Genomic DNA, 21,525 nt, shown 5'->3' with positions numbered 1-21,525 from the left:
ATCTCCTCAATCGGACGAAATGGGGCGCGCAGCGGCGGACGGTTGGCCGGCTGCGGCGCGATCGGTGGGTGCGTCGGCGGTGCGAGCCGGCGCAGGATGTTTGCCGTAGAACGGCGCTTTCTTGAGGGCGAGGCGCAACGCCTGCCAATGAATTCGTGCGACGACGCCGACGGTCAGCAACGGTTGGCGGATCAACGCGGCGAGCGCTGTCGAGCGCGTTAAGGGTTTCAATCGGCCACCCAGTGCCGTGCGGATCAGCAAACCGTCAACGTCGTGGTAGTCGATAGAGACCAACGCGCTGTTGGGCGTCTCCCTAACGCGGAATTCGTAGCTCCCCTCGACGCGGCAAAACGGCGACACGTGCAGCACTTTTTGGCATTTGAGTTCCGTTTCAGCCGTAATCGGCGCGTTGCCCGCAGCGCTCAGCAGATAGCTGTGACGATCGCCAAAGGTGTTGCGCACCTCAGCCAGCAGCGCGCGCAGTTGACCGCCGCGATCGTGGCAAAACCAGAAACTGACCGGATTGAACGCATAGCCGAACACACGCGGGAACGCTTGCAGCCAGATCTTGCCGTCCGCTGCTTCAATACCCGCCGCCGATAGTTGCGCACGCATCCATGTGGCGAGATCGCTACCGTTGCGTGGGCCGTGATCGCGCTGGTACAGGCTGAGCGGGCCCCAGCGATCGACGCCGAACCAGCCGCTATCGAGCGACGCAAGACGATCCAGATCGCAGCGCACGCAAAACACCGGGTACGTGAAGTGATGATGCTTCGGCCGCAGACGCTCGTGCATCACCTGGCCCGTCAAAAGCCAGGCAGCCGGATCAACGTTGGCTTCGACGCGAGCGGGATTCATAGTTTGGCCCACGTCGGCGACGCGTCGAAATCGGCGGCCACGCGCAGTGCGGACTTCAGACCGTCCTCGTGAAAACCATAGCCCGTCCATGCGCCCGCGAGCCAGGTTCGACGCTTGCCTTGCAGCGACGGCAGACGGTGTTGCGCATCGATGGCGGCCAGATCGAACAACGGATGGTCGTAGACGAAGCGGCGCAGTTCGGTGCCCGGCGCCGGCTGCGTAACCGGATTGAGCGTGACGACGAGCGGCGTTCTGAACGGCAGCGGCTGCAGTTGATTGACCAGATAACTGACGCACACTGGATGCGTGCCGTCGACCGCGCGGCTCCCCAGATAATTCCACGCCGACCACACACGCTGACGACGCGGCAGCAGATTCGTATCCGTATGCAGCACCGCGACGTTCGGCTGGTAGCGCACGGCGCCCAGCACGTTGCGCTCGTGCTGATCGGCGTCGTTGTCCAGCAGGCGCAGCGAGGTCGGCGCGTGGGTGGCGAGCACCAGCGCGTCGAAGCGTTCCGTGCCCTTGTCCGTGAAGACATCGACGCCGCCTGCATCGCGCCGCACGCCTTTCACCGCAGTACCGATACGGACGTCCTCCAGCGTCCCGACGATACGCCGCACATACTCGCGCCCTCCGCCGACCACCGTTTTCCACTGCGGCCGGCGGTTCACCTGAAGCAGAGCATGGTTTAGACAAAAACGCAGGAACGTGGTGGCCGGAAAGGCAAGGATGTCGGCGGTCGCGCTCGACCAGATCGCCGCGGCCATTGGCAGCAGGTAGTGGCGCTGGAACGCGCCGCCGTAGCCACCGGCCGTCAGCAGTTCGCCCATCGATGCGCGCGTTTCGATCGCGAGATCGAGATTGCTTTGCGCGCTGCTGTTGAAACGCATGATGTCGCGCAGCATGCCGATGAAGGTCGGCGAGAACAGGTTGCGACGTTGCGCGAACACGGTGTTCAGGCTGGTGCCGGCCCATTCGAGGCGGCCTTCGTCGAGCGAAACCGAGAAGGTCATTTCACTCGGGTGCGACTCGACGCCCAGTTCGGCGAACAGCGCGATCAGGTTCGGATAGGTGCGGTCGTTGAAAACCAGGAAGCCCGTGTCGACGGGATGCGTGCGGCCCTCGAGCGTGACATCCAGGGTGTTGGTGTGACCACCCGCGTAGCCGGCCGACTCAAACAGCGTGACCTGATGGTTGCGCGCCAGCAGATAGGCACTGGCCAACCCCGAGATACCGGCGCCGATAACCGCGACCCGCGAGCCGCGCGGTAGTGGTGAGGTCGGTGCGGAATGGGTCATGGGCGCGTCTCCTGGTCTCAGGGGCGCGCGGTCGGTTAGTCGGGTATGGCGGGGGTTGCGCGTCCTTGAGGGGATTTACGCAGCGGGAGTTGAAACGGATGCAAATCTGGCGGATTTTGGGCGGCAGACACGCGCACACGACCCGACGAGACCGAGCTAGCCGGCGTGCGGCGCGCTCACATTGGCAATCGGGGAGAGTTGTTCATGCCGGGCCGCGAGGGCCCGGCTTGAACAATCTACCGTGTCAGCGCACAGGAATGATCAGGTGCTGACCGATAAGGATGAGGTTGGGGTTCGGCAGGTTATTACGCTTCTGCACTTCAACGAATCGCGCACCGCTGCCCAACTGGCTCGCGGCAATGGCATTCAGCGTGTCGCCCGAGCGGACCACGTACGTCTTCTCGCCGCCGGTCGCAGCGGTGGTGAGCACCTGGTCGCTGATGAAGTATTTGCGCAACAGGTCCAGATAGGCCGGCGACTGCTTGACCTTTGCGATCGCGGAGTTCAGGTAGATCAGCAGCGCGCTGTCTTCCTTGCGTACGCCGATTTTGTACGCGAGGTTGGAGCCGTCCAGCTTCGTGACCGCGAACGTCAGATCGGTGCCCTTGATCTCCGATACGCCGAACGGATAGTCGTAGACGATAGCGTCGACCTGATGCTCGTCCAGGAAGTGCGACATCCACGACCGCTGGCCTTCGATGCTCGCATCCGACAACTCGACGATTTTGCTGTTCGGGAACGCCTTCTGGACATACGCCTTCACGTCCGGATCGCCCTGCAGCACGCCGACCGTTTTGCCCGCCAGATCGGCGGCGGAGCGGACCGACGAACCCTTGGCGACGATCAACGAATAGCCGAAATCCTCAACATAGGGAATCGAATAGACGACGCCGCTCGGGGTGTTGTCGGGGAACGTCAGGCCGTCCATGGCGACGTCGACGACCGCGTTACCCTGCTTGTCGGTTTTCGTCAGCTGATCGGGGACTGCAGGATACGTGTCGACGCCGTGATGCGTGTCAACGGCGATGGTCGGATGGTCGCCCGAGGTGAACTCTTTCTGGGCGAACAGCAGATTGGCGAAGTCGACGTTGAAGCCCTGCGCCTTGCCGTTGTCTTCCGAGTAAAACGGCCGCGATGGGTTTTCGACGCTGACGCGTACGACACCGTTGCTCAGAATTGACTTCAGCGTGTCCTTGTTGGGCACGAAACCGTCCGGATTGCTCGGGGCTGGCGTTTTGACGTCGGCGCTGCTGGGGTTGCCGGTGTCTACCCCATTCACCCCGCCGTTCACCGCGACGGTGTCTTTGTCGGCGCTCTGGCCGCTGTTCAGCGGATTTTTCAGGCCACCTTCGTGGATATACCAACCGGCAGCCAGCAAGATCAGGAAAAGAACCGAACCCAGAATTTTCTTCATTATTTTTTGATCGAGTTGAGTAGTCGAGCGATGCGCGCCAGGTTATTTGGGCGCCGCGGGCGAGCCGAGTTGCTGGGCGGGCTGACTGATAGCGCCTATCTCGGTAGCGGCCTTGGCTTGCTGCACTTCCGCGCTTTCCATCAGCGATGTTTCCATTTCGGAAAATGCTTTATTGACCGAGTTCATGACGGAGTCGAGCGCGGCGTCGGTTTTGATTTGCGCGAACGTGTCGCTGGATTGCATGCCGGCGATCTTGTTCATGCGTTGCGCGGATTGCGACATATCCCACAGCGCTTTGGCCCGATCGATCGCGTCGGAGAATCGTTTGAGTTCGTCCTGAACCTGCTTATAGCGCCCTTCGCGAAACGCGAGCAGTTTTCTCATCGTCGCGAGTTGGGTCTCGAAACGCGCCGCGTCTTCGGGATACTGCTTTTTGAACTGCGCGGTTTTATCTTCGAAGTTTTTTACTTCGGTGCGGAAGTCGGTGATGCTCTTCTTGAACCGCTCGGCCCCTTCCTGCTTTTCGGCCAGTTCGTTGTAGAGCGTCTCGATCGGGTTCGACTTCGCTTCGTTCACGAACATCTTGACCTTCTGGTTCGCGAACTTCATGGCGAGAACGGGACCGAAGTTGATCGCCGCAAGCCCGATCACCGCCGCGAGGATCAGGCCTACCAGGCCTTTGACCAGCAGGATGGCGAGCGGCGCGCCGATGGCGATGCACAGCCCGATAATCGACCACTTGATGACTTTGTATTTCGTGCTGCTTTTGGTCGTGTCAACGACCGAATTGCCGACGGACATGTGAATCCCCTTTTGAAGCCTGTTTTACAAAACTGGTCTTGCAAACTGTTCGGGACATCGTTGTGGCTATGTGTTTGGCGTTTGTGTTTTTGGACTCGACGCGAAAACGCTGTATGACTTTACAGGCACTCAGGCGACTCGGGAAGTGCCACTTCTTTTTCACCATAATTCGGCGGACCAAGAACTCGAATTGGCCTAGTGGGCAATGGCTGCGCGCGTCGAATTCTGGTGGAAATATTTATGACAAACGAGCATCGGATTATTTTCTAATTGCTTTCAATTCGAGCGTCCGCTGTAGATGGATTCGTCCATGCGAATCCAGGAAATACACGTCGATTATGCGAATGGCATACATTCAGGTAATCGCTGTTGGCTCAGGGCTGGCACTGTATCGCGCCACTTGCTGCCAGCTTGCTCGTTGTGAAGACGGGGTGGATGGAAGCGCGGGCATTTTTGCTTGCGTTCGGCGCTGTGCTCTTTTTTTGCTTTGCTTGGGATGAAGAAGCGTAGTTGGGGCTGGAAGAAGGCCACGCAGCGCAATCAAACGGGCGATGCGGGGAGCGCAATGATCAAATGATCCCTATGTCGGCGACAGCAGGGATAAAGGCCGAGAACGTCGATCGATTCAAATTAATGTTTCATATCCAATGCGTTCAAGGTTCCGGCCTGGTTCACTCGTGCGCCAGGCCGTATGGTGTCTCTCATCAATCTCCGGAGCACGGGGGCGCTGCATACATTGCTAGCCAGACGCGAAGGGCTGACTACAATGTATTGATAAAAGCAAGATTGCAGGGGCGGTCGGCGGTCCATTCAGGCATAGCGGTCAGTAGCGTGACGTTTCAATTCCTTCATTGGAGGCACGGCCATGACCTGCCTGAACGAAAGGATTGTCGGCGCAATATTCCTTGTTCTGAGCGGATATGCGTTCGCGGGTGGCCTTGCCACCGACCCGCCCGAAGCGATGACAGTTGCGAGTATCGCGCCTCTGCCCGAGACGGTTGTTCCGCCCATTCCGGAGCCGCAACGGTATTTGCACCGCTATGAAATGGAATATCAGTCGGATCAGGGAAAGCCGTTTTACGCGCAAGTCGAGAATTTCTATACCACGCAAGCGACCCGCAATTTCCGATTCGGCGCTGGGAGCGTCACGCCAACGCCTGAGGCGGTACCGCAGCAGGCATCGAGTTATCTCAATCTGGGGCCGTCGACGGCGCCGCAATTCTCGATAGTCCAGTTGCCGAACGCGACTCTAACGCTCGGTGCGCAACCGCAGCGAAGGCTGTCGTTGACCGTCAACGACTGGGTGTTTTCTGGAACTGCGCGTGTGGCAGTTCTGCATTCGCACGATACGGGCGCGACGCTTTCTGTTTGGCATGGCTTTTGATTTGGGCACGCGATTCGAGCAACCCAAAAGCAAAACCCCCGCTGAACTTTCGTTCAGCGGGGGTTTTTAAATTTGGCGGAAAGGGTGAGATTCGAACTCACGGTACCCCTAAAGGTACACTGGATTTCGAGTCCAGCGCATTCGACCACTCTGCCACCTTTCCGGGTCTTCCGACTCACAGCAACTAGGCTATTTCGTCAGATCCAAGCGGGTCGTTGCTTGGGAGAGAAAGATTATAGAACAGCTGAATCCGATTTCCAAGCCCCTCGGCCAAAAAATTTCGAGAGGACTTGGCAATCGGCAGCGGCCTTAGCCGCCGCATCAGCCCGGCGCCAATCAAGCCGCCGGCACTTCCAGCCGTTCCACCCCACCGAGGTAAGGACGCAGCGCCACCGGCACCGTCACCGAGCCATCCGCGTTCTGGAAATTCTCCAGCACAGCCACGAGCGTGCGGCCAACCGCCAGACCCGAACCGTTCAGCGTATGCACCAGCTCCGGCTTGCCTTGCGCATTGCGGAAGCGCGCCTGCATCCGGCGAGCCTGGAACGACTCCGTGTTCGAGCAGCTCGATATCTCGCGATACGTATTCTGCGCAGGCACCCACACTTCCAGGTCATACGTCTTGGCAGCCGAGAAACCCATATCACCCGTGCACAACGTAATCACACGGTACGGCAGCTCAAGCTTCTGCAGAATTGCCTCAGCGTGGCCGACCATCTGCTCCAGCGCGTCATACGAAGTTTCCGGCGCGACGATCTGCACCATCTCGACCTTGTCGAACTGATGCTGACGGATCAGCCCACGCGTGTCGCGGCCATACGAGCCCGCTTCCGAACGGAAGCACGGCGAATGCGCGGTCAGCTTGATCGGCAACGTGTCCGCTTCGACGATGCTGTCGCGCACCGTGTTCGTCAGCGAAATTTCCGACGTCGAGATCAGATACTGCGTGACTGTGTTCTCGTCACCGCCCTTCTCGACGCGGAACATATCGTCGGCGAATTTCGGCAGTTGGCCGGTGCCGTACAGAATCTCCGGGTTCACGATGTACGGCGTGTACACCTCGGTATAGCCGTGGTGCAGCGTGTGCGTGTCGATCATGAACTGCGCCAGCGCGCGATGCAGCCGCGCAATCTGTCCACGCAGCAACGTGAAACGCGCGCCCGACAGTTTCGCGCCGGTCTCGAAATCGAGGCCGAGCGGCGTACCGACGTCGACGTGATCCTTCACCTCGAAATCGAACTGGCGTGGTGTGCCCCAGCGGCGCACTTCGACGTTCTCCGTTTCGTCCTTGCCTGCGGGCACGCTTTCGTGCGCCAGGTTCGGCACGCCGAGCAGCAGGTCGGACAGACGCTTCTGGATATCGTCGAGCTTGGCCGCCGACGCCTTCATCTCGTCGCCGATACCGCCCACTTCGGCCATCAGCGCCGACGTATCCTCGCCTCGCCCTTTCATCCCGCCGATCTGCTTCGACAGGGTGTTGCGGCGCGCCTGCATCTCTTCGGTACGGGTCTGGGTGTCGCGGCGTTCCGCTTCGAGGGCGGCAAAGGCCGCCACGTCGAGGGTGTAGCCGCGGTCGGCGAGGCGTTTGGCGACGCCGTCGAGGTCTTTGCGCAGCAGCTGGATGTCGAGCATGGGATGGGGCAGGTGTTCGTTGTATGAAGCAGCGATTTTAGCGCACCGGCGCGGGCGGCCGGTGCGTTAGATGGTCAAGGCGTGCGGAATGGCGACACGGCATCTGCAACGGCCGCAGAAGCCCGGGCGAAAAGGCTCAGCCCTTCTTCGGCTTGTTCTCGCTGCGCCACTGCGCGTCGAGCTCGGCCAGACGCGCCATCTTGTCACCGATCTTGCCTTCGAGACCGCGCGGCGTCGGCTCGTACCAATGCGGGTCGCGCATGTTGTCCGGCAGATAGGTCTCGCCGGCGGCATAGGCGTCAGGTTCGTCGTGCGCATAGCGGTATTCGTGACCGTAGCCGAGTTCCTTCATCAGCTTGGTCGGCGCGTTACGCAGATGCACCGGCACGCCGCGCGACTGGTCTTTGCTCACGAACCGCCGCGCCTCGTTGTACGCGTTGTAACCCGCGTTCGACTTCGGTGCGACCGCCAGATAGATGATCGCCTGCGCCAGCGCCAGCTCGCCTTCGGGCGTGCCGAGGCGCTCGTAGGTTTCGGAGGCGTCAAGCGCGATGCGGGCCGCACGCGGGTCGGCGAGGCCGATGTCTTCCCATGCCATCCGCACGATGCGTCGCGCGAGATAACGCGGGTCCGCGCCGCCGTCGAGCATGCGGCAGAACCAGTACAGCGCGCCGTCCGGGCTGCTGCCGCGCACCGATTTATGCAACGCGCTGATCTGGTCGTAGAATGCGTCGCCGCCTTTGTCGAAGCGGCGCAGATTCTCGGCGAGCGCGCTGCCAAGCAAGGCGCCGTCGATTTCGGTGCTCTTCTGCTGGGCCGCCGCGCGCGCGACGATTTCCAGGTTGTTCAGCAGCTTGCGGCCGTCGCCGTCGGCGGAACCGATCAGGGCATCGCGGGCTTCGTCGGTGAACGTGAGGCCGCCGAGTTCTTTTTGCGCGCGGTCGAGCAGTTCGCGCTGCTCTTCGTCGGTGAGGCTTTTCAGCACGTAGACGGCGGCTCGCGAGAGCAATGCGCTGTTCACCTCGAACGACGGATTCTCGGTCGTCGCGCCGACGAACACGAACAGCCCCGACTCGACGTGCGGCAAGAACGCGTCTTGCTGGCTCTTGTTGAAGCGATGCACTTCGTCGACGAACACCAGCGTCTGATGCCCGTTCGCGCGATGAATCTGCGCGGTCTCGACGGCTTCGCGGATATCCTTCACGCCCGAGAGCACCGCGGACAGCGCGATGAACTCAGCATGAAACGCGTCGGCCATGAGCCGCGCGAGCGTAGTTTTGCCGACGCCGGGCGGGCCCCAGAGGATCATCGAATGGGCTTCGCCGGATTCGAAAGCGACCCGCAACGGCTTGTTCGGGCCGAGCAGGTGCTTCTGGCCGATCACTTCGTCGATATTGCGGGGCCGCAGGCGTTCGGCGAGCGGAACATTGGCACGGGTTTCTTCAAACATGACGTTTTGGGGATAATCTCGGCTTTTCCGGACGCGGTCCGTGTGAAGGCGGCGTGCTGCCGGTGAATAAAGCCGGCACGCAGGGATGCGGGCGACGACCTGCATTATGACAGTGACGGCGCCCGGGCGATGAGCGCACCGACTAGCCAGTAATCTCGCCGACAGCCTGACAGGCTAACATCGCGCGCGGATTGGCCGGCAACACGGGCATCGCACACGAACATACAAGCAACACCAACAGGGACAAGATTAGATGGCACAAGATCCACTCGCTGGCGACGCCGGCTCCACCTACGCACCACTCACGCCGGTGCCCGACGCGCGCCGCGCCTTTCGCACCGGCGACGCTTTCGCGCTCTGGTTCTCGCTCGGCATCGGCCTGCTGGTCGCGCAGGCGGGCGCCCTCCTGGTGCCGGGCCTGTCGCTGCCGCATGCGTTGCTGGCGATCGTGATCGGCAGCGTGATCGGCGTCGTATTGCTGGCGCTGGCAGGCGTGATCGGCACGGATACGGGACTCGCGGCGATGTCGTCGTTGCGGCCGACGCTCGGTGTGCGCGGCGCCTCGGTGCCCGCTGTGCTCAACGCCGTGCAACTGGTCGGCTGGGGCTCGTTCGAGGTGATCGTGATGCGCGATTCCGCCGATGCGCTCGCCAAGCAGGCCTTCGGTTTCTCGATGCCGCTGATCTGGACCGTGATCTTCGGCTTGCTCGCAACACTGCTGGCGATCAGCGGCCCGCTGTCGTTCGTGCGGCGATTTCTGCGTACGTGGGGCATCTGGCTGCTGCTGGCGGGCGCCGCGTGGCTCTCGTGGAATCTGCTCGCCAAACACGACCTGGCCGAATTGATGCGCCGTCCGGGCACCGGCGAGATGTCGTTCGGCGGCGCAATCGATCTGGTGGTCGCGATGCCGCTCTCGTGGCTGCCGCTGATCGCCGACTACACGCGTTTCGGCCGTCGCCCCGGCGAAACCTTCCGCGGCACACTGCTCGGCTATGGCATCGCGAACATCTGGTTTTACGCACTCGGCGCGATCTACGGTCTCGCGGCAGGCGGTGGCGATGCGCTGCTGACCGGAGCGCTAGCGCAAGCGGGCGGTGGCCTCGCCCTGCTGCTGATCCTGATCGACGAAGTGGACAACGCGTTCGCCGACATCCACTCGGCAGCGGTTTCGACCGGCACGTTCTGGACACGCGGCAGCGTGCCGTTGTTGTCGGCGGCATTCGGCGCGCTGTGCACGGCGATCGCCTTGCTCGTGCCGATGGCGAAGTACCAGAACTTCCTGCTGCTGATCGGCTCGGTGTTCGCGCCGCTGTTCGGCGTGGTACCGGTGGATCACTTCATCGTACGCAAACGTCGCATTGAAGCTGCCGTGCTCGGCGACGTGCGTGGCCGTTACGGCTTCTCGGGCGGCTGGCATCTGAGCGCGTTTATCTCGTGGGCAATCGGGATCGTGGCGTATCAGGCGATCAATCAAAGGCTGCCGAATCTGGGCGCTACCTTGCCCGCGTTGGTGATCGGCGCGGTGTGTTATCTGGCGCTGGTGTCGACTCGGAAGACTGCCTACGCTTGAGTCGCTGAAGCAGCGTTGCAATGAAGAAAAGGCCTGCAAATGCAGGCCTTTTCTCTTCATGCGTCATCACCCGTGATCAGTTCAATACGCACTTCACCGCTTCGACGCCCGATACTCGACACCCGGCAACACGCACAGCAATTCAAACGCGAGATTCGCACCAAGCAACGCGGTCGTACCGAACGGATCGTACGGCGGCGCGACCTCAACCAGATCGCAGCCGACGATGTTCAAACCATGCGAGCCGCGAATGATTTCCAGCGCTTGCGGCACCGTCAAACCAGCGATTTCCGGCGTGCCCGTACCCGGCGCGAAAGCCGGATCGATACCGTCGATGTCGAACGTGATGTACACCGGACCGTCGCCCATGCGTTCCCGCACACGCGCCATCAGCGGCGCCAGCGACTGGTTCCAGCACGCCTCGGCCTGCACGACTTCAAAGCCCTGATCGCGGCACCAGTCGAAGTCTTCAGCCGCGTAACCCGTGCCGCGCAGACCGATCTGCACGACGCGGTCGCAATCCAGCAAACCCTCTTCCACTGCGCGGCGGAACGGCGTGCCGTGCGCGATCTTCTCGCCCATCATCGTGTCGTTGACATCGGCATGGGCGTCGACGTGAATCAGGCCGACCTTGCCGTGCTTGCGATGAATCGCGCGTAGGATCGGCAGCGCGATCGTGTGATCGCCGCCCAGCGTGATCGGCTTGCAGTTGTGCTGGAGGATTTCGTCGTAGGCGGTTTCGATGCGCTTGATCGAATCGTGCAGGTTGTACGGATTGATCGCGACGTCGCCGAGGTCGGCCACGCGCAGCGAATCGAACGGCGCGGCGCGGGTGGCCATGTTGTACGGGCGCAGCAGCACCGATTCGCTGCGGATCTGGCGCGGCCCGAAGCGCGCGCCGGTGCGGTTCGAGGTGCCGAGATCGAACGGCACGCCGACGAAGCAGGCGTCGAACCCTTCGGCCGAGCCGACGTTCGGCAACCGCATCATCGTCGCAATGCCGCCGCAGCGGGGCATTGCGTTGCCGGACAGCGGCTGCGGCCGTTCACCGGCGTCGGGGGAAATGAAAGAGGAAGTATTCATCGTGTCTCGGCAATGAAAAGAGGGGCAGTAAGCAAATACGTGCAACCGGCCGAGGGATCAATAGAAAAAGCGCACCTTGCCGGGCGAATCTCGATTCTTGAGCAGTTTCCCGCAAGTTAAAATACGAACAGAATAAACTTCACATTGATTCGTAGCGATGTATCCTGCCGTATGTTCTCCCAACTCACCGATCTCGACCTGCGGCTGATCCGCGTCTTCCTCGCCATCGTCGACGCCGGGGGCGTCTCGCCGGCCCAGGCCACGCTCAACGTCGGCCAGTCGACCATCAGCACGCAACTCGCCACGCTGGAAACCCGCCTCGGCTACCGGCTGTGCGAACGCGGCCGCGGCGGCTTCAGCCTGACCGCGCGCGGCGAGCAATTCATCGACGCAGCCCGCGCTCTATTGTCCGCCGTCGATACTTTCGGCATGCAGGCGCGCAATGTCGGCCGCAAACTGGTCGGCACACTCGATATTGGCATGATCGGCCACACACCGGTATCGGCAAGCGCGCGGATCAGCGACGCGATCGGCCGGTTTCGGGCGCGCGATCAGTCGGTGCGGTTTTCTATTCTGGTGCGCTCGCCGGGCGAGCTCGAAGAACTGCTGCTGAACGGCCGGATTCAGATCGGCATCGGCTATTTCTGGCATCGCGTGCCGTCGCTCGAGTACACCGAGGTGTTCGCCGAAGATCAATTCGCGTATTGCGCAAAGGGGCATCCGCTGTTCGCTTCTGCCGGCGAAGTGCCACCCGTTGAAGCCGCGGCTCACGAATGGGCGTGGCGCAGTTATCCACTACCCGAAGCCGAAAGTTCGACCTCGCCGCAGAACGTCACCGCCGTCGCGGACAACATGGAAGCGGTCGCGATGCTGGTGTTGTCGGGGCATCATCTCGGCTATCTGCCGGGGCATTTCGCGGCGCCGTTCGTGAAGCAGGGCTTGTTGGCCGCATTGAATCCCGCACAGATGAAGTACCGCGTGGCGTTCCATATGGTCACGCGGGCGCGGCAGCATCGAACGGATATCGTTGAAGCGTTTATCGACGATATGAAGGCCGCGCACCCGGTGCAGGTGCTGGAAGTGGATGAGTAGCGGTTCGGCGTTGCACGCGCCGCCAAGAAAAAAGCCGCGCAAACGATGCGCGGCTTTTTCATTGCATAGGCAAACTGCGGCAGCTTAACCGTTGATCACATCCGCGCCCTTCGGCACCGTGAACTTGAACGCATCGGCCGGCAGCGGCGGGTTCTTCTGAATGTTCGAGAACGTCAGCAGCGTCACATTGCCGAACACATCGTGCAGTTCCATCGCTTCAAGATTGCCGTCCTTGAAGCCGATGCCAACGCGCTGAAACTGCGTGTCTTTCGCCTTGGGCGTCAGTTCGAGCCAGTCGATGCCAGCCTTCACGCCCGCATCATGCAGCGTGAAGTTCTTATCCAGATCGTTGCTGCCGAACAGGATCGCCGCCGGGCTCGCGCCGAGCGCGCCGCCGAGACTGCGCACCGTCACCTGGTTCAGATCCTTGTCGTACACGTACAGCTTGTCGCCGTCGGCTTGCAGCAGTTGTGCATAGGGCTTCTCGTATTGCCAGATGAACTTGCCGGGGCGCGCGAACGTGAACGTGCCACTCGACGTACCGGTCTTGCCAGTGGTGGACAACACACCGCTCGCGCCGCTTGCACCCTGCGCCTTACTCGGCGCGCGCACTTCCTGCTGCACGAAGGTGCCGCGCGCGGAATGCACTTGCGCGACGAACGCCTTCAGTTGCTCGGTGCCGCTCGCGAATGCCTGCGACGCGACGAGCATCGACGCGCCAATTGCCACACTGCCGACGCCGCGTGCGATCTTGCGAGCGAGTTGGCCAACACGGTTGGGTTGAGCACTCTGTCGAGCGTGCTGCTGCGCGAATAGCTGCATGGTGTTTTCTCCCTTGATTGAATTTGTTGGGCGGTCACGCCGGCGGGTGTTAAGGACAGCGGCCGGGTGACCGTGGCGGCTAGCTTGAACCGCGCAGCCGAGGGACGAGCCCTCAGCCTTGGGTCACAGCTTAAGCAAGAAGCCTTAAGCGGGGCTTATACGGCGTTTATGCGCTGCGCCTTGCGGCTGGTTCGGTGGGCCGGCCGTGTAGACCGCCTATTCCGCTTCCCGCGCCGGGGCAAGAATCTCTCGATTGCCGTTCGACGACATTGCCGACACCACGCCCGAGTTCTCCATCTGCTCGAGCAGGCGCGCCGCGCGGTTATAGCCGATGCGCAAATGCCGCTGCACAAGCGAGATCGACGCACGGCGGTTCTTCAGCACCACGTCGACCGCCTGGTCGTATAACGGGTCGGCCTCACCGTCGCTCGAGCCGGATCCACCGGCGCCCGCGGAGCCTTCGTCGCCCTCGCCCGTCACGCCGCCTTCGAGAATGCCCTCGATATAGTTCGGCTCGCCCTGCTCCTTGAGCTTGTCGACGACGCGGTGCACTTCTTCGTCCGACACGAACGCGCCGTGCACACGCACCGGCAAGCCGCTGCCCGGCGGCAGGTACAGCATGTCGCCCATGCCGAGCAGCGATTCCGCGCCCTGCTGGTCGAGAATCGTGCGCGAGTCGATCTTCGACGACACCTGGAAGGCCATGCGTGTCGGCACGTTGGCCTTGATCAGGCCGGTAATCACGTCGACCGACGGACGCTGCGTAGCCAGAATCAGATGGATGCCGGCCGCGCGCGCTTTCTGCGCGATCCGCGCGATCAGCTCTTCGACCTTCTTGCCGACCACCATCATCAGGTCGGCCAGTTCGTCGATCACGACGACGATGTTCGGCAGGCGCGACAGCGGTTCCGGATCGTCCGGCGTCAGGCTGAACGGATTCGGCAGCTTCTCGTCGCGCTTGGCGGCTTCGTCGATCTTGTTGTTGTAGCCGGCGAGGTTACGCACGCCGAGCTTGCTCATCAGCTTGTAGCGGCGCTCCATTTCGGCCACCGCCCAATTGAGCGCGTGACCCGCCTGGCGCATGTCGGTGACCACCGGACACAGCAGATGCGGAATGCCTTCGTAGACGCTCATTTCGAGCATCTTCGGATCGATCAGGATCATGCGGACCTGGTCGGCGCTCGCCTTGTAGAGCAGCGACAGGATCATCGCGTTGATACCCACCGACTTGCCCGAGCCGGTCGTACCGGCCACCAGCAAGTGCGGCATTTTCGCGAGGTCGGCGCACACCGGCTTGCCGCCGATGTCCTTGCCCAGACCCATGGTGAGCGGCGAAGCCGCGTCCGCATACACCGCCGAGCCGAGAATCTCCGAGAGACTGACGGTCTGACGGCGCTGGTTCGGCAACTCCAGCGCCATGAAATTCTTGCCCGGAATCGTTTCGACCACGCGAATCGACACCAGCGACAGCGAACGCGCGAGATCTTTCGCCAGACCGACGATTTGGCTGCCCTTCACGCCAGTAGCCGGCTCGATTTCATAACGCGTGACAACGGGGCCCGGATAGGCGGCGACCACGCTCACTTCGACGCCGAAGTCCTTGAGCTTCTTCTCGATCAGACGCGAGGTGAATTCGAGCGTGTCGGCGGAAATGGTTTCCTGCGCGGCCGGCGCTGCGTCGAGCAGCGAGATCGGCGGCAAGGTGGAGTCGCCCGGCAGGTCCGTGAACAGCGGCACTTGCCGTTCTTTCTCGACGCGCTCCGATTTGGCGGGCGTGACGATGGGCGGCACGATCATGACCGGCTCGTGTTCCTCGATCCGCACGCGGCCCTTTTCGACCTTGCCTTCACGCTTCACGGCGGCTGCTTCGCCCAATTTACGGTCGCGGCCGGCCTCGCGGCGCAGCTTGGCGAACGTGACCGCCGAAATGATCGACTCGCCGACCTTTTCCGACACCGACAGCCACGAAAAACGGAAATACAGCGACAACCCGATGCCAAGCACGATAAGTAGGGCCAGCGTGCCGCCCGTAAAGCCGAGCGCATGCGATATGCCGCGCGCGACCGCCTCGCCGATCACGCCGCCCGGCGCCCGCGGCAACTGCACTTTCAGCGACCACATGCGCAATGCTTCGATACCGTCGCAGGCAAGCAACACCAGCATGAACGCGAACGCGTCCGCGAGCCAGCCGGCATCGCGCGGCGCGTCTTCCTGCAGTTCCTCGTGACGGGTGATACGGCGGTAATTGGCGGAGATATGGCGGCCGAGCAGCACGATCCACCAGTAGGCGGACAGCCCGAACAGGAGCAGCAGGATGTCGGACGTCCACGCGCCGACGCGGCCCGCCCAGTTGGCGATATGGTCGACCTGCGCGGCGTGCGTCCAGCTCGGATCGTGCCGGCTGTAGCTGACGAGCGCCATGAGCAGGAACACGCCGAGCGCGACCTGCAAGATCCAGCGGATTTCGGTGAAAAGGCGCGACATGCGGTGCGGCAATGCCTGCGCGCTCGCGGAATAGGGAGTTTTTGCCATTGATCCTGTTGCTTGTGTGGCCGATTTGCCGCTGGAGTCGCGGCCCGAAGCGGCGCTTAAGGCGGCTCCAGACCCGGTCCCGGCTGCCGGATCCATCGATGCGGCCTATTGTAAACGCAGTGCCTCACGCGAGGCTGTAAATGACGGTAACTTAGCCGATCGACCACACGAAAGGCCGCCGAAGCTCGCGGCAACGCTATCGCCGCGATCGGAAAGCTTCATGGAGCAGGCCGGCGTGCCGCCCTTTATAATGCCGCTCTGATACCCATCTATAGTTTCAGCTCAAGTCGCGCGGCCTCGCATGGGCGAGCCGGGCGCCGTAAAAGGATTTCGATCATGCCCGCTACTTCCACGAAACACGCCAAAGTTCTGATTCTCGGTTCTGGTCCCGCCGGCTACACGGCAGCGGTCTACGCGGCACGCGCCAACCTGTCGCCGGTACTCGTCACGGGTCTCGCCCAGGGCGGCCAGCTGATGACCACGACCGACGTCGAAAACTGGCCGGCGGACGGCAACGGCGTGCAAGGCCCGGAGTTGATGCAGCGCTTCCTGGAGCACGCCGAGCGCTTCAACACCGAAATCATTTTCGACCACATCCATACGGCCAAGCTGGATGAGAAGCCGATCCGCCTTATTGGCGATTCGGGCGAATACACCTGCGACTCGCTGATCATCTCGACCGGCGCATCGGCGCAGTATCTCGGCCTGCCGTCTGAAGAATTGTTCATGGGCAAGGGCGTGTCGGCTTGCGCCACTTGCGACGGTTTCTTCTACAAGCAACAACATGTGGCCGTAATCGGCGGCGGCAATACCGCAGTCGAGGAAGCCCTCTACCTTTCCGGCATTGCCAAGAAGGTGACGGTGATCCATCGCCGCGACAAGTTCCGCGCCGAACCGATCCTGATCGACCGTCTGCTGGCGAAGGAAAAGGAAGGCCTGGTCGAGATCAAGTGGAACAGCACGCTCGACGAAGTGACCGGCGACCAGTCCGGCGTGACCGGCCTGCGTATCAAGAACACGCAAACCGGCGACACCACGGATATCGCGCTGCAAGGCATCTTCGTCGCGATCGGCCACAAGCCGAACACGGACATTTTCGCCGGCCAAGTGGAGATGAAGAACGGCTACATCATCACCAAGGGCGGTCTGAACGGTTTCGCAACGGCGACCAGCGTGCCGGGCGTGTTCGCAGCGGGCGACGTGCAGGACCACGTCTATCGTCAGGCGATCACCAGCGCGGGCACGGGCTGTATGGCCGCGCTCGACGCGCAGCGTTATCTGGAAACGCTCGACGAGATCGGCGAGCACGTGATGAGCGCCGAAGCCGACCGCTGATCTGAGAAACACCAGGTGCAACGGTAAAATGGCGGCTGGGCATGGCCCGGCCGCCTGCTTGATAGAAGGCCGCGGCTGAGAAGCCGGCGGCCTTTTTTGCATCCTGTTCGCGTCGGATTCGCGCGATCGATCTACTTTTCTGTGTATTACCGATATGCCGAAGAATCAGCCCCACCCCAGCGAACCGAAGCGCGCCCGAGCTGTTGCCAGGCCCGCGCCGGAGGTATCCGCACCCGCAGTCAAACCGAAGATCGAACCGGCCGCGGGTCTGGCCGGCCTCGGCGCGTTGCGTGATGCGTTAAAGGGCGACACGCAACGGCGTGAACGCGAGCGTGCGGCAGCAGCAGCGGCGCAACGCGAAGCGTCGGCGGACGCCGATCTGTTCCGCCGCGAGATCGGCGCGGTTGCGCCGCTGGCGGTCCCGCCGCGCGCCAGCTTGCCGCGCAATCCGCCTCCGCCGCTGCCGGTGCAAACGAAACTCGACGAAGAAGCCGTGCTGCACGAAGCGATCTCCGACGAGTTCGATCCCGAGGTTCTGCTCGAAACCGACGAAACGCTCTCCTATTGCCGTCCCGGCGTGAGCCAGGAAGTCGTCCGCAAACTGCGGCGTGGCGATTGGATCGTGCAGGCACAAATCGACTTGCACGGCATGCGTCGCGAGGAAGCGCGCGAGGCGCTGGCCGAATTCATTCGTGAGTCGGTGAAGCGTGGCCTGCGGTGTTTGCGCGTGATCCACGGCAAGGGCCTCGGGTCGATTGGAAAAGAACCCGTACTGAAGGGCAAAGTGCGCGCGTGGCTCGTGCAGAAGTCCGAGGTGATCGCGTTCTGTCAGGCGCGTCCGCATGACGGCGGCGCGGGTGCCGTGGTTGTCCTGTTGCAGCCGGGCGCATTGCCGGCTTCCCCCAAGTCCTGACGGAGTCCCGGTGATCCATCCGAGGCTGACGCTGGCGCTGACCATCATGGAAGCGCTGGCTATTTTCGCGTACGCGATTTCCGGTTTTATCGAAGCGAGAACCCGCCGGCTGGACGCCGTGGGCACCTTCCTCGTGGCCGTCGCGACGGCCTTCGGCGGCGGCACCTTGCGCGACGTGCTGCTGGAGCGGCGGCCCTTTTACTGGGTCGAGCATCAGGCCTATCTGATCGCGATCTTCGTGATGTCGTTGTTCGCGCCAACGCTCCTGAAGATGACGTCACGGCTGCTTTCTGAGCGAGTCCTGCTGGTGGCCGATGCGATCGGGCTGGGCTTGTTCAGCATTTCAGGCACGTCGATCGCGCACGACGCGCAGATGCCGTGGTTCACGTCGGTGATGATGGGGGTATTGGCCGGCGTCTTTGGCGGCGTGATTCGCGACGTGCTGTGCAACGAAGTGCCGCTGATTTTGCGTGATTCACGGCCGTACGCGACATGCGCTTTTGTGGGGTGCTGGCTGTACGTGCTGCTGGACTATATGGACGTCGATACGGTTTATAGCGTGTTGATCGCCACCGCCTTTATCCTGCTCGCGAGGCTGGCGACGTTTAGGTTCAATGTCCGGCTGCCGCACTAAGCCTGATTCATCAAACTGCCCTGATAGAGAGCACGCCGCCGGAATCAGGCGGCGCGCTTTAAAGCAGCTTTACTTATTGGTCGCCAACGCCCCCGCACTCTTCGAGCCGCCAAACAGCGCCGTCAGGTACTGGGAGTTGTTGTTCATTGTCGCCATCAGCGTGTTGAGCGCGGTGAACTGACTCTGGTACTGCTTCGTCAACTGCGCGCTGTAATTGGCGAGCGTGGTCTGCTGCGTGGTGATGTTCTTCAGGTCGGCATTCAACGCCGTGCTGCGGGTGTCGATGATGCCGCCCGTCTTCACGAAGTCGCTAATGCTCTTGTTCAGCTTGGCGCCGATCCCGTTGGTCGAGTTGAACAACGTGGCGACCTGCGCGGGGCTGCTGGTGAGCGACGTACTCAGCTTCTTACTGTCGATGACCAGCGTGCCGTCCGCCGGATCGCCCTTCAGCGTAATGCCGATCGAAGCGAGCCCCACCGCCGACGACCCCGTGCCGACGCCCCCACCGACGATCGACGCCAACGAATTCTTGATCGTCGTCAGCGTCGAATCGCCGAGCAGCGCGCCGCCGGTCTTCGACGACTTGTCGTACGAGGACAGCGAGTTGATGGTCGTGACGACGGTGTTGTAGAGATTGGCGAAGTTGGTGATGGCGGTGTTCTGCGCGGTGGTGTCCGGTGCGATCGTCAGTGTCTGCGTGGTGCCGACCGCGGCGCTCGACAGATTCAGCGTAACGCCGGAAATCGCCGACGTCACCGCGTTCGTGGAACTGCTCGCCTCAATCCCGCCGATGGTGAACTTCGCGTCCTGAGCGGCCTCGCTTTGCTGCCAGGCCTTGCTGGTATCGGAAGATACGATCGTGGACGCCGCGCCGTTCGCTCCCGGCGTGGAGGTTACGCCGAGGCTCGACAGGCCCGTGTCGTTCTGGACGTCGCTGGTGGACACGTTGATCGTGTTGGCCGCGCCGGTGGTGGTCGAGCGCAACACCAGGTGGGCGCCACCCGTGCCGGTCACGATAGTGGCGGTGACGCCCGGATTGTTGCCCGCCTTGTTGATCGCATTGGCGATACCGCTCAGCGTGTTGTTGGTGCTGTCGATCGTGACATCGATCGACTTGCCGCCGACCGCGATGGTCAACTTGCCGGTGCCCAATTTGGCGGTGGAATCGAACGCCGCCGACGAGAGACTCTGCGACGCGGCGATCTGCTTGACGTCGATCGAATAGCTGCCGGCGACCGCGCCGGGACCCGCCTTGGGGTCCATGCCTTTGCCGCTCGCGGTAGCCCCGAAGGTCGACAGGGTGGTTCCGTCTGAGAGACTCTTGATCGCTGCCTGCAAGGCGTTCAACGCGGAGCTCAGGGCGCCGTACGCGGATAAGGTCGTGGTATCGCTAGTCTGTTTGGCCTTCAGCGCCGCCGTCTGGCCGGCCGTCTTCGCATTCACGAGGGCCGACACCAGCGTCGCCACGTCCATCGACGAGTTGCCAGTCGAGCCGCTGATAATCGATTGCGCCGCTTGCTGCACCTGGTTCTGCGCGTTAGCAGTCGCGGTGTTCACAGACGTGGTGATCGTTGACATGCAAAGGCTCCGTGCGTCGAGTTATTCGTTATTTATTGCGTGACGCCCCGGTGGTCTTTCTGAGTACGGCGGCAAACCGGCTATGGTGCGGTCACGTCGATTTCTTACAATTTTTTCAAATGTTATACGATCTTTCTTGAAAGTTTGTGACGTTTTGTCGTAACAAATCGCGGCGCATAAGCTTTTTCTAGCGTCCGGTCCTTGGCGGATGCGGATGGACATTCGGCTTCCGCTAAAATTTTCCGGGTTGTCTCGAGGTTGTCGATTCCCACCGCTCTCGTTCGTCGTCAGGTAAACGGCCACTCCGGCCGTCTTCGCGCCACAGCGCTCCTCGCAACCGCCCTAGGTGACCCCGATGACCCTGAAGCTCTACGCCCACCCCTTCTCCTCCTACTGCCAGAAGGTGCTGACCGCGCTTTACGAAAACGGCACGCCGTTCGAACTGCGCCTGCTGGCGTACGACGACCCGCAGGTCATGGCTGAGTTCGCCGCGCTCTGGCCAATCAAGCGCTTTCCCGTGCTGGTCGACGGCAGCCGGACCGTGATGGAGGCGAGCATCATCATCGAATATCTCGGCCTGTATCACCCGGGTCCGGTGCGGCTTTTGCCGGCCGATGCCCGCACCGCGCTGGAAGTGCGCAGCATGGATCGCTTCTTCGACAACTACATCTCCACGCCGCAGCAAAAGATCGTCTACGACAGCATGCGCGCCGAGGGGGAGCATGACCCGCGTGCCGTGGCGGAGGCCCGCAGCATGCTCGACACGGCCTACGGCTGGCTCGACAAGGTGATGGCTGAACGTGAATGGGCGGCCGGCGATACTTTCAGCCTCGCCGATTGCGGCGCCGCGCCGTTCCTGTTCTACGCCGACTGGACGCATCGCATCGGCCCGGCTTTTGAGCACGTGCTCGCCTACCGGAAGCGGCTGCTGGCCCGGCCATCGTTCGCTCGCGCAGTCGACGAAGCACGCCCGTATCGCCCGCTGTTCCCGCTTGGCGCGCCCGATCGGGATTGATCGTACGGACCTGGCACGGGGCCGACTTAACCACGCGAGCACACCAACACTATTTCCAAGCGATACACTTCACTTCGAAACCCACTTCCGCCCATCACTCATAAGGCAAAA

The 21,525-nt window shown here is 62.1% G+C and carries 17 protein-coding genes and 1 tRNA gene; 7 read left to right on the top strand and 11 right to left on the bottom strand.

Annotation, left to right across the window (positions count from 1 at the left end):
* Positions 1-6: 6 nt before the first annotated feature.
* The 4 genes from KHO33_RS07590 to KHO33_RS07575 form a co-directional block, all read right to left on the bottom strand.
* Positions 7-858: a DUF1365 domain-containing protein gene (locus tag KHO33_RS07590; RefSeq protein ID WP_200564358.1), complete on the bottom strand. Its 852-nt coding sequence runs from the start codon at positions 856-858 to the stop codon at positions 7-9.
* Positions 855-2,159, bottom strand: coding sequence for an NAD(P)/FAD-dependent oxidoreductase (locus KHO33_RS07585; RefSeq protein WP_200564357.1), 1,305 nt, complete (start codon positions 2,157-2,159; stop codon positions 855-857). The genes KHO33_RS07590 and KHO33_RS07585 overlap by 4 nt, the downstream gene beginning before the upstream one ends.
* A 244-nt stretch (positions 2,160-2,403) precedes the next feature.
* Positions 2,404-3,573, bottom strand: coding sequence for a transporter substrate-binding and LysM peptidoglycan-binding domain-containing protein (locus tag KHO33_RS07580; RefSeq protein ID WP_200564356.1), 1,170 nt, complete (start codon positions 3,571-3,573; stop codon positions 2,404-2,406).
* A 42-nt stretch (positions 3,574-3,615) separates the two neighbouring features.
* Entirely contained in the window at positions 3,616-4,374 is a 759-nt protein-coding gene (locus KHO33_RS07575) for a hypothetical protein (RefSeq protein WP_093643920.1), read from the bottom strand.
* Positions 4,375-5,239: 865 nt separating this feature from the next.
* Here KHO33_RS07575 and KHO33_RS07570 point away from each other — a divergent pair.
* Complete coding sequence (locus KHO33_RS07570) at positions 5,240-5,758, top strand: hypothetical protein (protein ID WP_200564355.1); 519 nt, start codon at positions 5,240-5,242, stop codon at positions 5,756-5,758.
* 73 nt (positions 5,759-5,831) lie between these two features.
* Here KHO33_RS07570 and KHO33_RS07565 read toward each other — a convergent pair.
* From KHO33_RS07565 to KHO33_RS07555, 3 genes are all read right to left on the bottom strand, one after another.
* Positions 5,832-5,921 (bottom strand) — tRNA-Ser (locus KHO33_RS07565).
* A gap of 173 nt (positions 5,922-6,094) precedes the next feature.
* Positions 6,095-7,390: a serine--tRNA ligase gene (gene serS / locus KHO33_RS07560; RefSeq protein ID WP_200564354.1), complete on the bottom strand. Its 1,296-nt coding sequence runs from the start codon at positions 7,388-7,390 to the stop codon at positions 6,095-6,097.
* A 136-nt stretch (positions 7,391-7,526) separates the two neighbouring features.
* Positions 7,527-8,840, bottom strand: a complete 1,314-nt coding sequence (locus tag KHO33_RS07555; protein ID WP_054035088.1) for a replication-associated recombination protein A — start codon at positions 8,838-8,840, stop codon at positions 7,527-7,529.
* A gap of 253 nt (positions 8,841-9,093) precedes the next feature.
* Here KHO33_RS07555 and cytX point away from each other — a divergent pair, with 253 nt between their 5' ends.
* Positions 9,094-10,410 carry a putative hydroxymethylpyrimidine transporter CytX gene (cytX, locus tag KHO33_RS07550; protein ID WP_200564353.1) on the top strand — a complete coding sequence of 439 codons (1,317 nt, stop codon included), beginning with the start codon at positions 9,094-9,096 and terminating at the stop codon, positions 10,408-10,410.
* Positions 10,411-10,503: 93 nt separating this feature from the next.
* Here the strand turns inward: cytX and speB are convergent, their stop codons facing one another.
* A complete protein-coding gene (gene speB, locus KHO33_RS07545) occupies positions 10,504-11,493 on the bottom strand; it encodes an agmatinase (protein WP_054035089.1) in 990 nt (329 codons plus the stop codon).
* A 171-nt stretch (positions 11,494-11,664) separates the two neighbouring features.
* Between speB and KHO33_RS07540 the strand changes: the two genes are divergently transcribed.
* Positions 11,665-12,585, top strand: a complete 921-nt coding sequence (locus KHO33_RS07540) for a LysR family transcriptional regulator (RefSeq protein WP_200564352.1) — start codon at positions 11,665-11,667, stop codon at positions 12,583-12,585.
* An 84-nt stretch (positions 12,586-12,669) separates the two neighbouring features.
* Here KHO33_RS07540 and lolA read toward each other — a convergent pair whose 3' ends face one another.
* The gene (gene lolA / locus KHO33_RS07535; RefSeq protein ID WP_093643951.1) at positions 12,670-13,407 is read right to left on the bottom strand and encodes an outer membrane lipoprotein chaperone LolA; all 738 of its coding nucleotides are present in this window, start codon (positions 13,405-13,407) and stop codon (positions 12,670-12,672) included.
* 216 nt (positions 13,408-13,623) lie between these two features.
* Entirely contained in the window at positions 13,624-15,939 is a 2,316-nt protein-coding gene (locus tag KHO33_RS07530; protein WP_200564351.1) for a DNA translocase FtsK, read from the bottom strand.
* 336 nt (positions 15,940-16,275) lie between these two features.
* Between KHO33_RS07530 and trxB the strand changes: the two genes are divergently transcribed.
* The 3 genes from trxB to KHO33_RS07515 all read left to right on the top strand — a co-directional run bounded on the left by trxB (position 16,276) and on the right by KHO33_RS07515 (position 18,821).
* Positions 16,276-17,274 carry a thioredoxin-disulfide reductase gene (gene trxB / locus KHO33_RS07525; protein WP_200564350.1) on the top strand — a complete coding sequence of 333 codons (999 nt, stop codon included), beginning with the start codon at positions 16,276-16,278 and terminating at the stop codon, positions 17,272-17,274.
* A 154-nt stretch (positions 17,275-17,428) separates the two neighbouring features.
* The gene (locus KHO33_RS07520; protein ID WP_054035092.1) at positions 17,429-18,187 is read left to right on the top strand and encodes a Smr/MutS family protein; all 759 of its coding nucleotides are present in this window, start codon (positions 17,429-17,431) and stop codon (positions 18,185-18,187) included.
* 13 nt (positions 18,188-18,200) lie between these two features.
* Positions 18,201-18,821, top strand: a complete 621-nt coding sequence (locus KHO33_RS07515) for a trimeric intracellular cation channel family protein (protein ID WP_054035154.1) — start codon at positions 18,201-18,203, stop codon at positions 18,819-18,821.
* Positions 18,822-18,890: 69 nt separating this feature from the next.
* Here the strand turns inward: KHO33_RS07515 and fliD are convergent, their stop codons facing one another.
* Positions 18,891-20,399 carry a flagellar filament capping protein FliD gene (gene fliD / locus KHO33_RS07510; protein WP_200564349.1) on the bottom strand — a complete coding sequence of 503 codons (1,509 nt, stop codon included), beginning with the start codon at positions 20,397-20,399 and terminating at the stop codon, positions 18,891-18,893.
* 355 nt (positions 20,400-20,754) lie between these two features.
* On the opposite strand from fliD, the gene KHO33_RS07505 reads away from it, so the two are divergent.
* Positions 20,755-21,414 carry a glutathione S-transferase family protein gene (locus tag KHO33_RS07505; protein ID WP_200564348.1) on the top strand — a complete coding sequence of 220 codons (660 nt, stop codon included), beginning with the start codon at positions 20,755-20,757 and terminating at the stop codon, positions 21,412-21,414.
* Positions 21,415-21,525: the final 111 nt, after the last annotated feature.

Origin of the sequence: Paraburkholderia nemoris, assembly GCF_905221015.1 — a bacterium.
In the GTDB taxonomy this organism is placed as follows: Bacteria; Pseudomonadota; Gammaproteobacteria; order Burkholderiales; family Burkholderiaceae; genus Paraburkholderia; species Paraburkholderia nemoris.
Note: the sequence above shows the minus strand (reverse complement) of the source record. Positions and strands in the feature narration are given on the sequence as shown.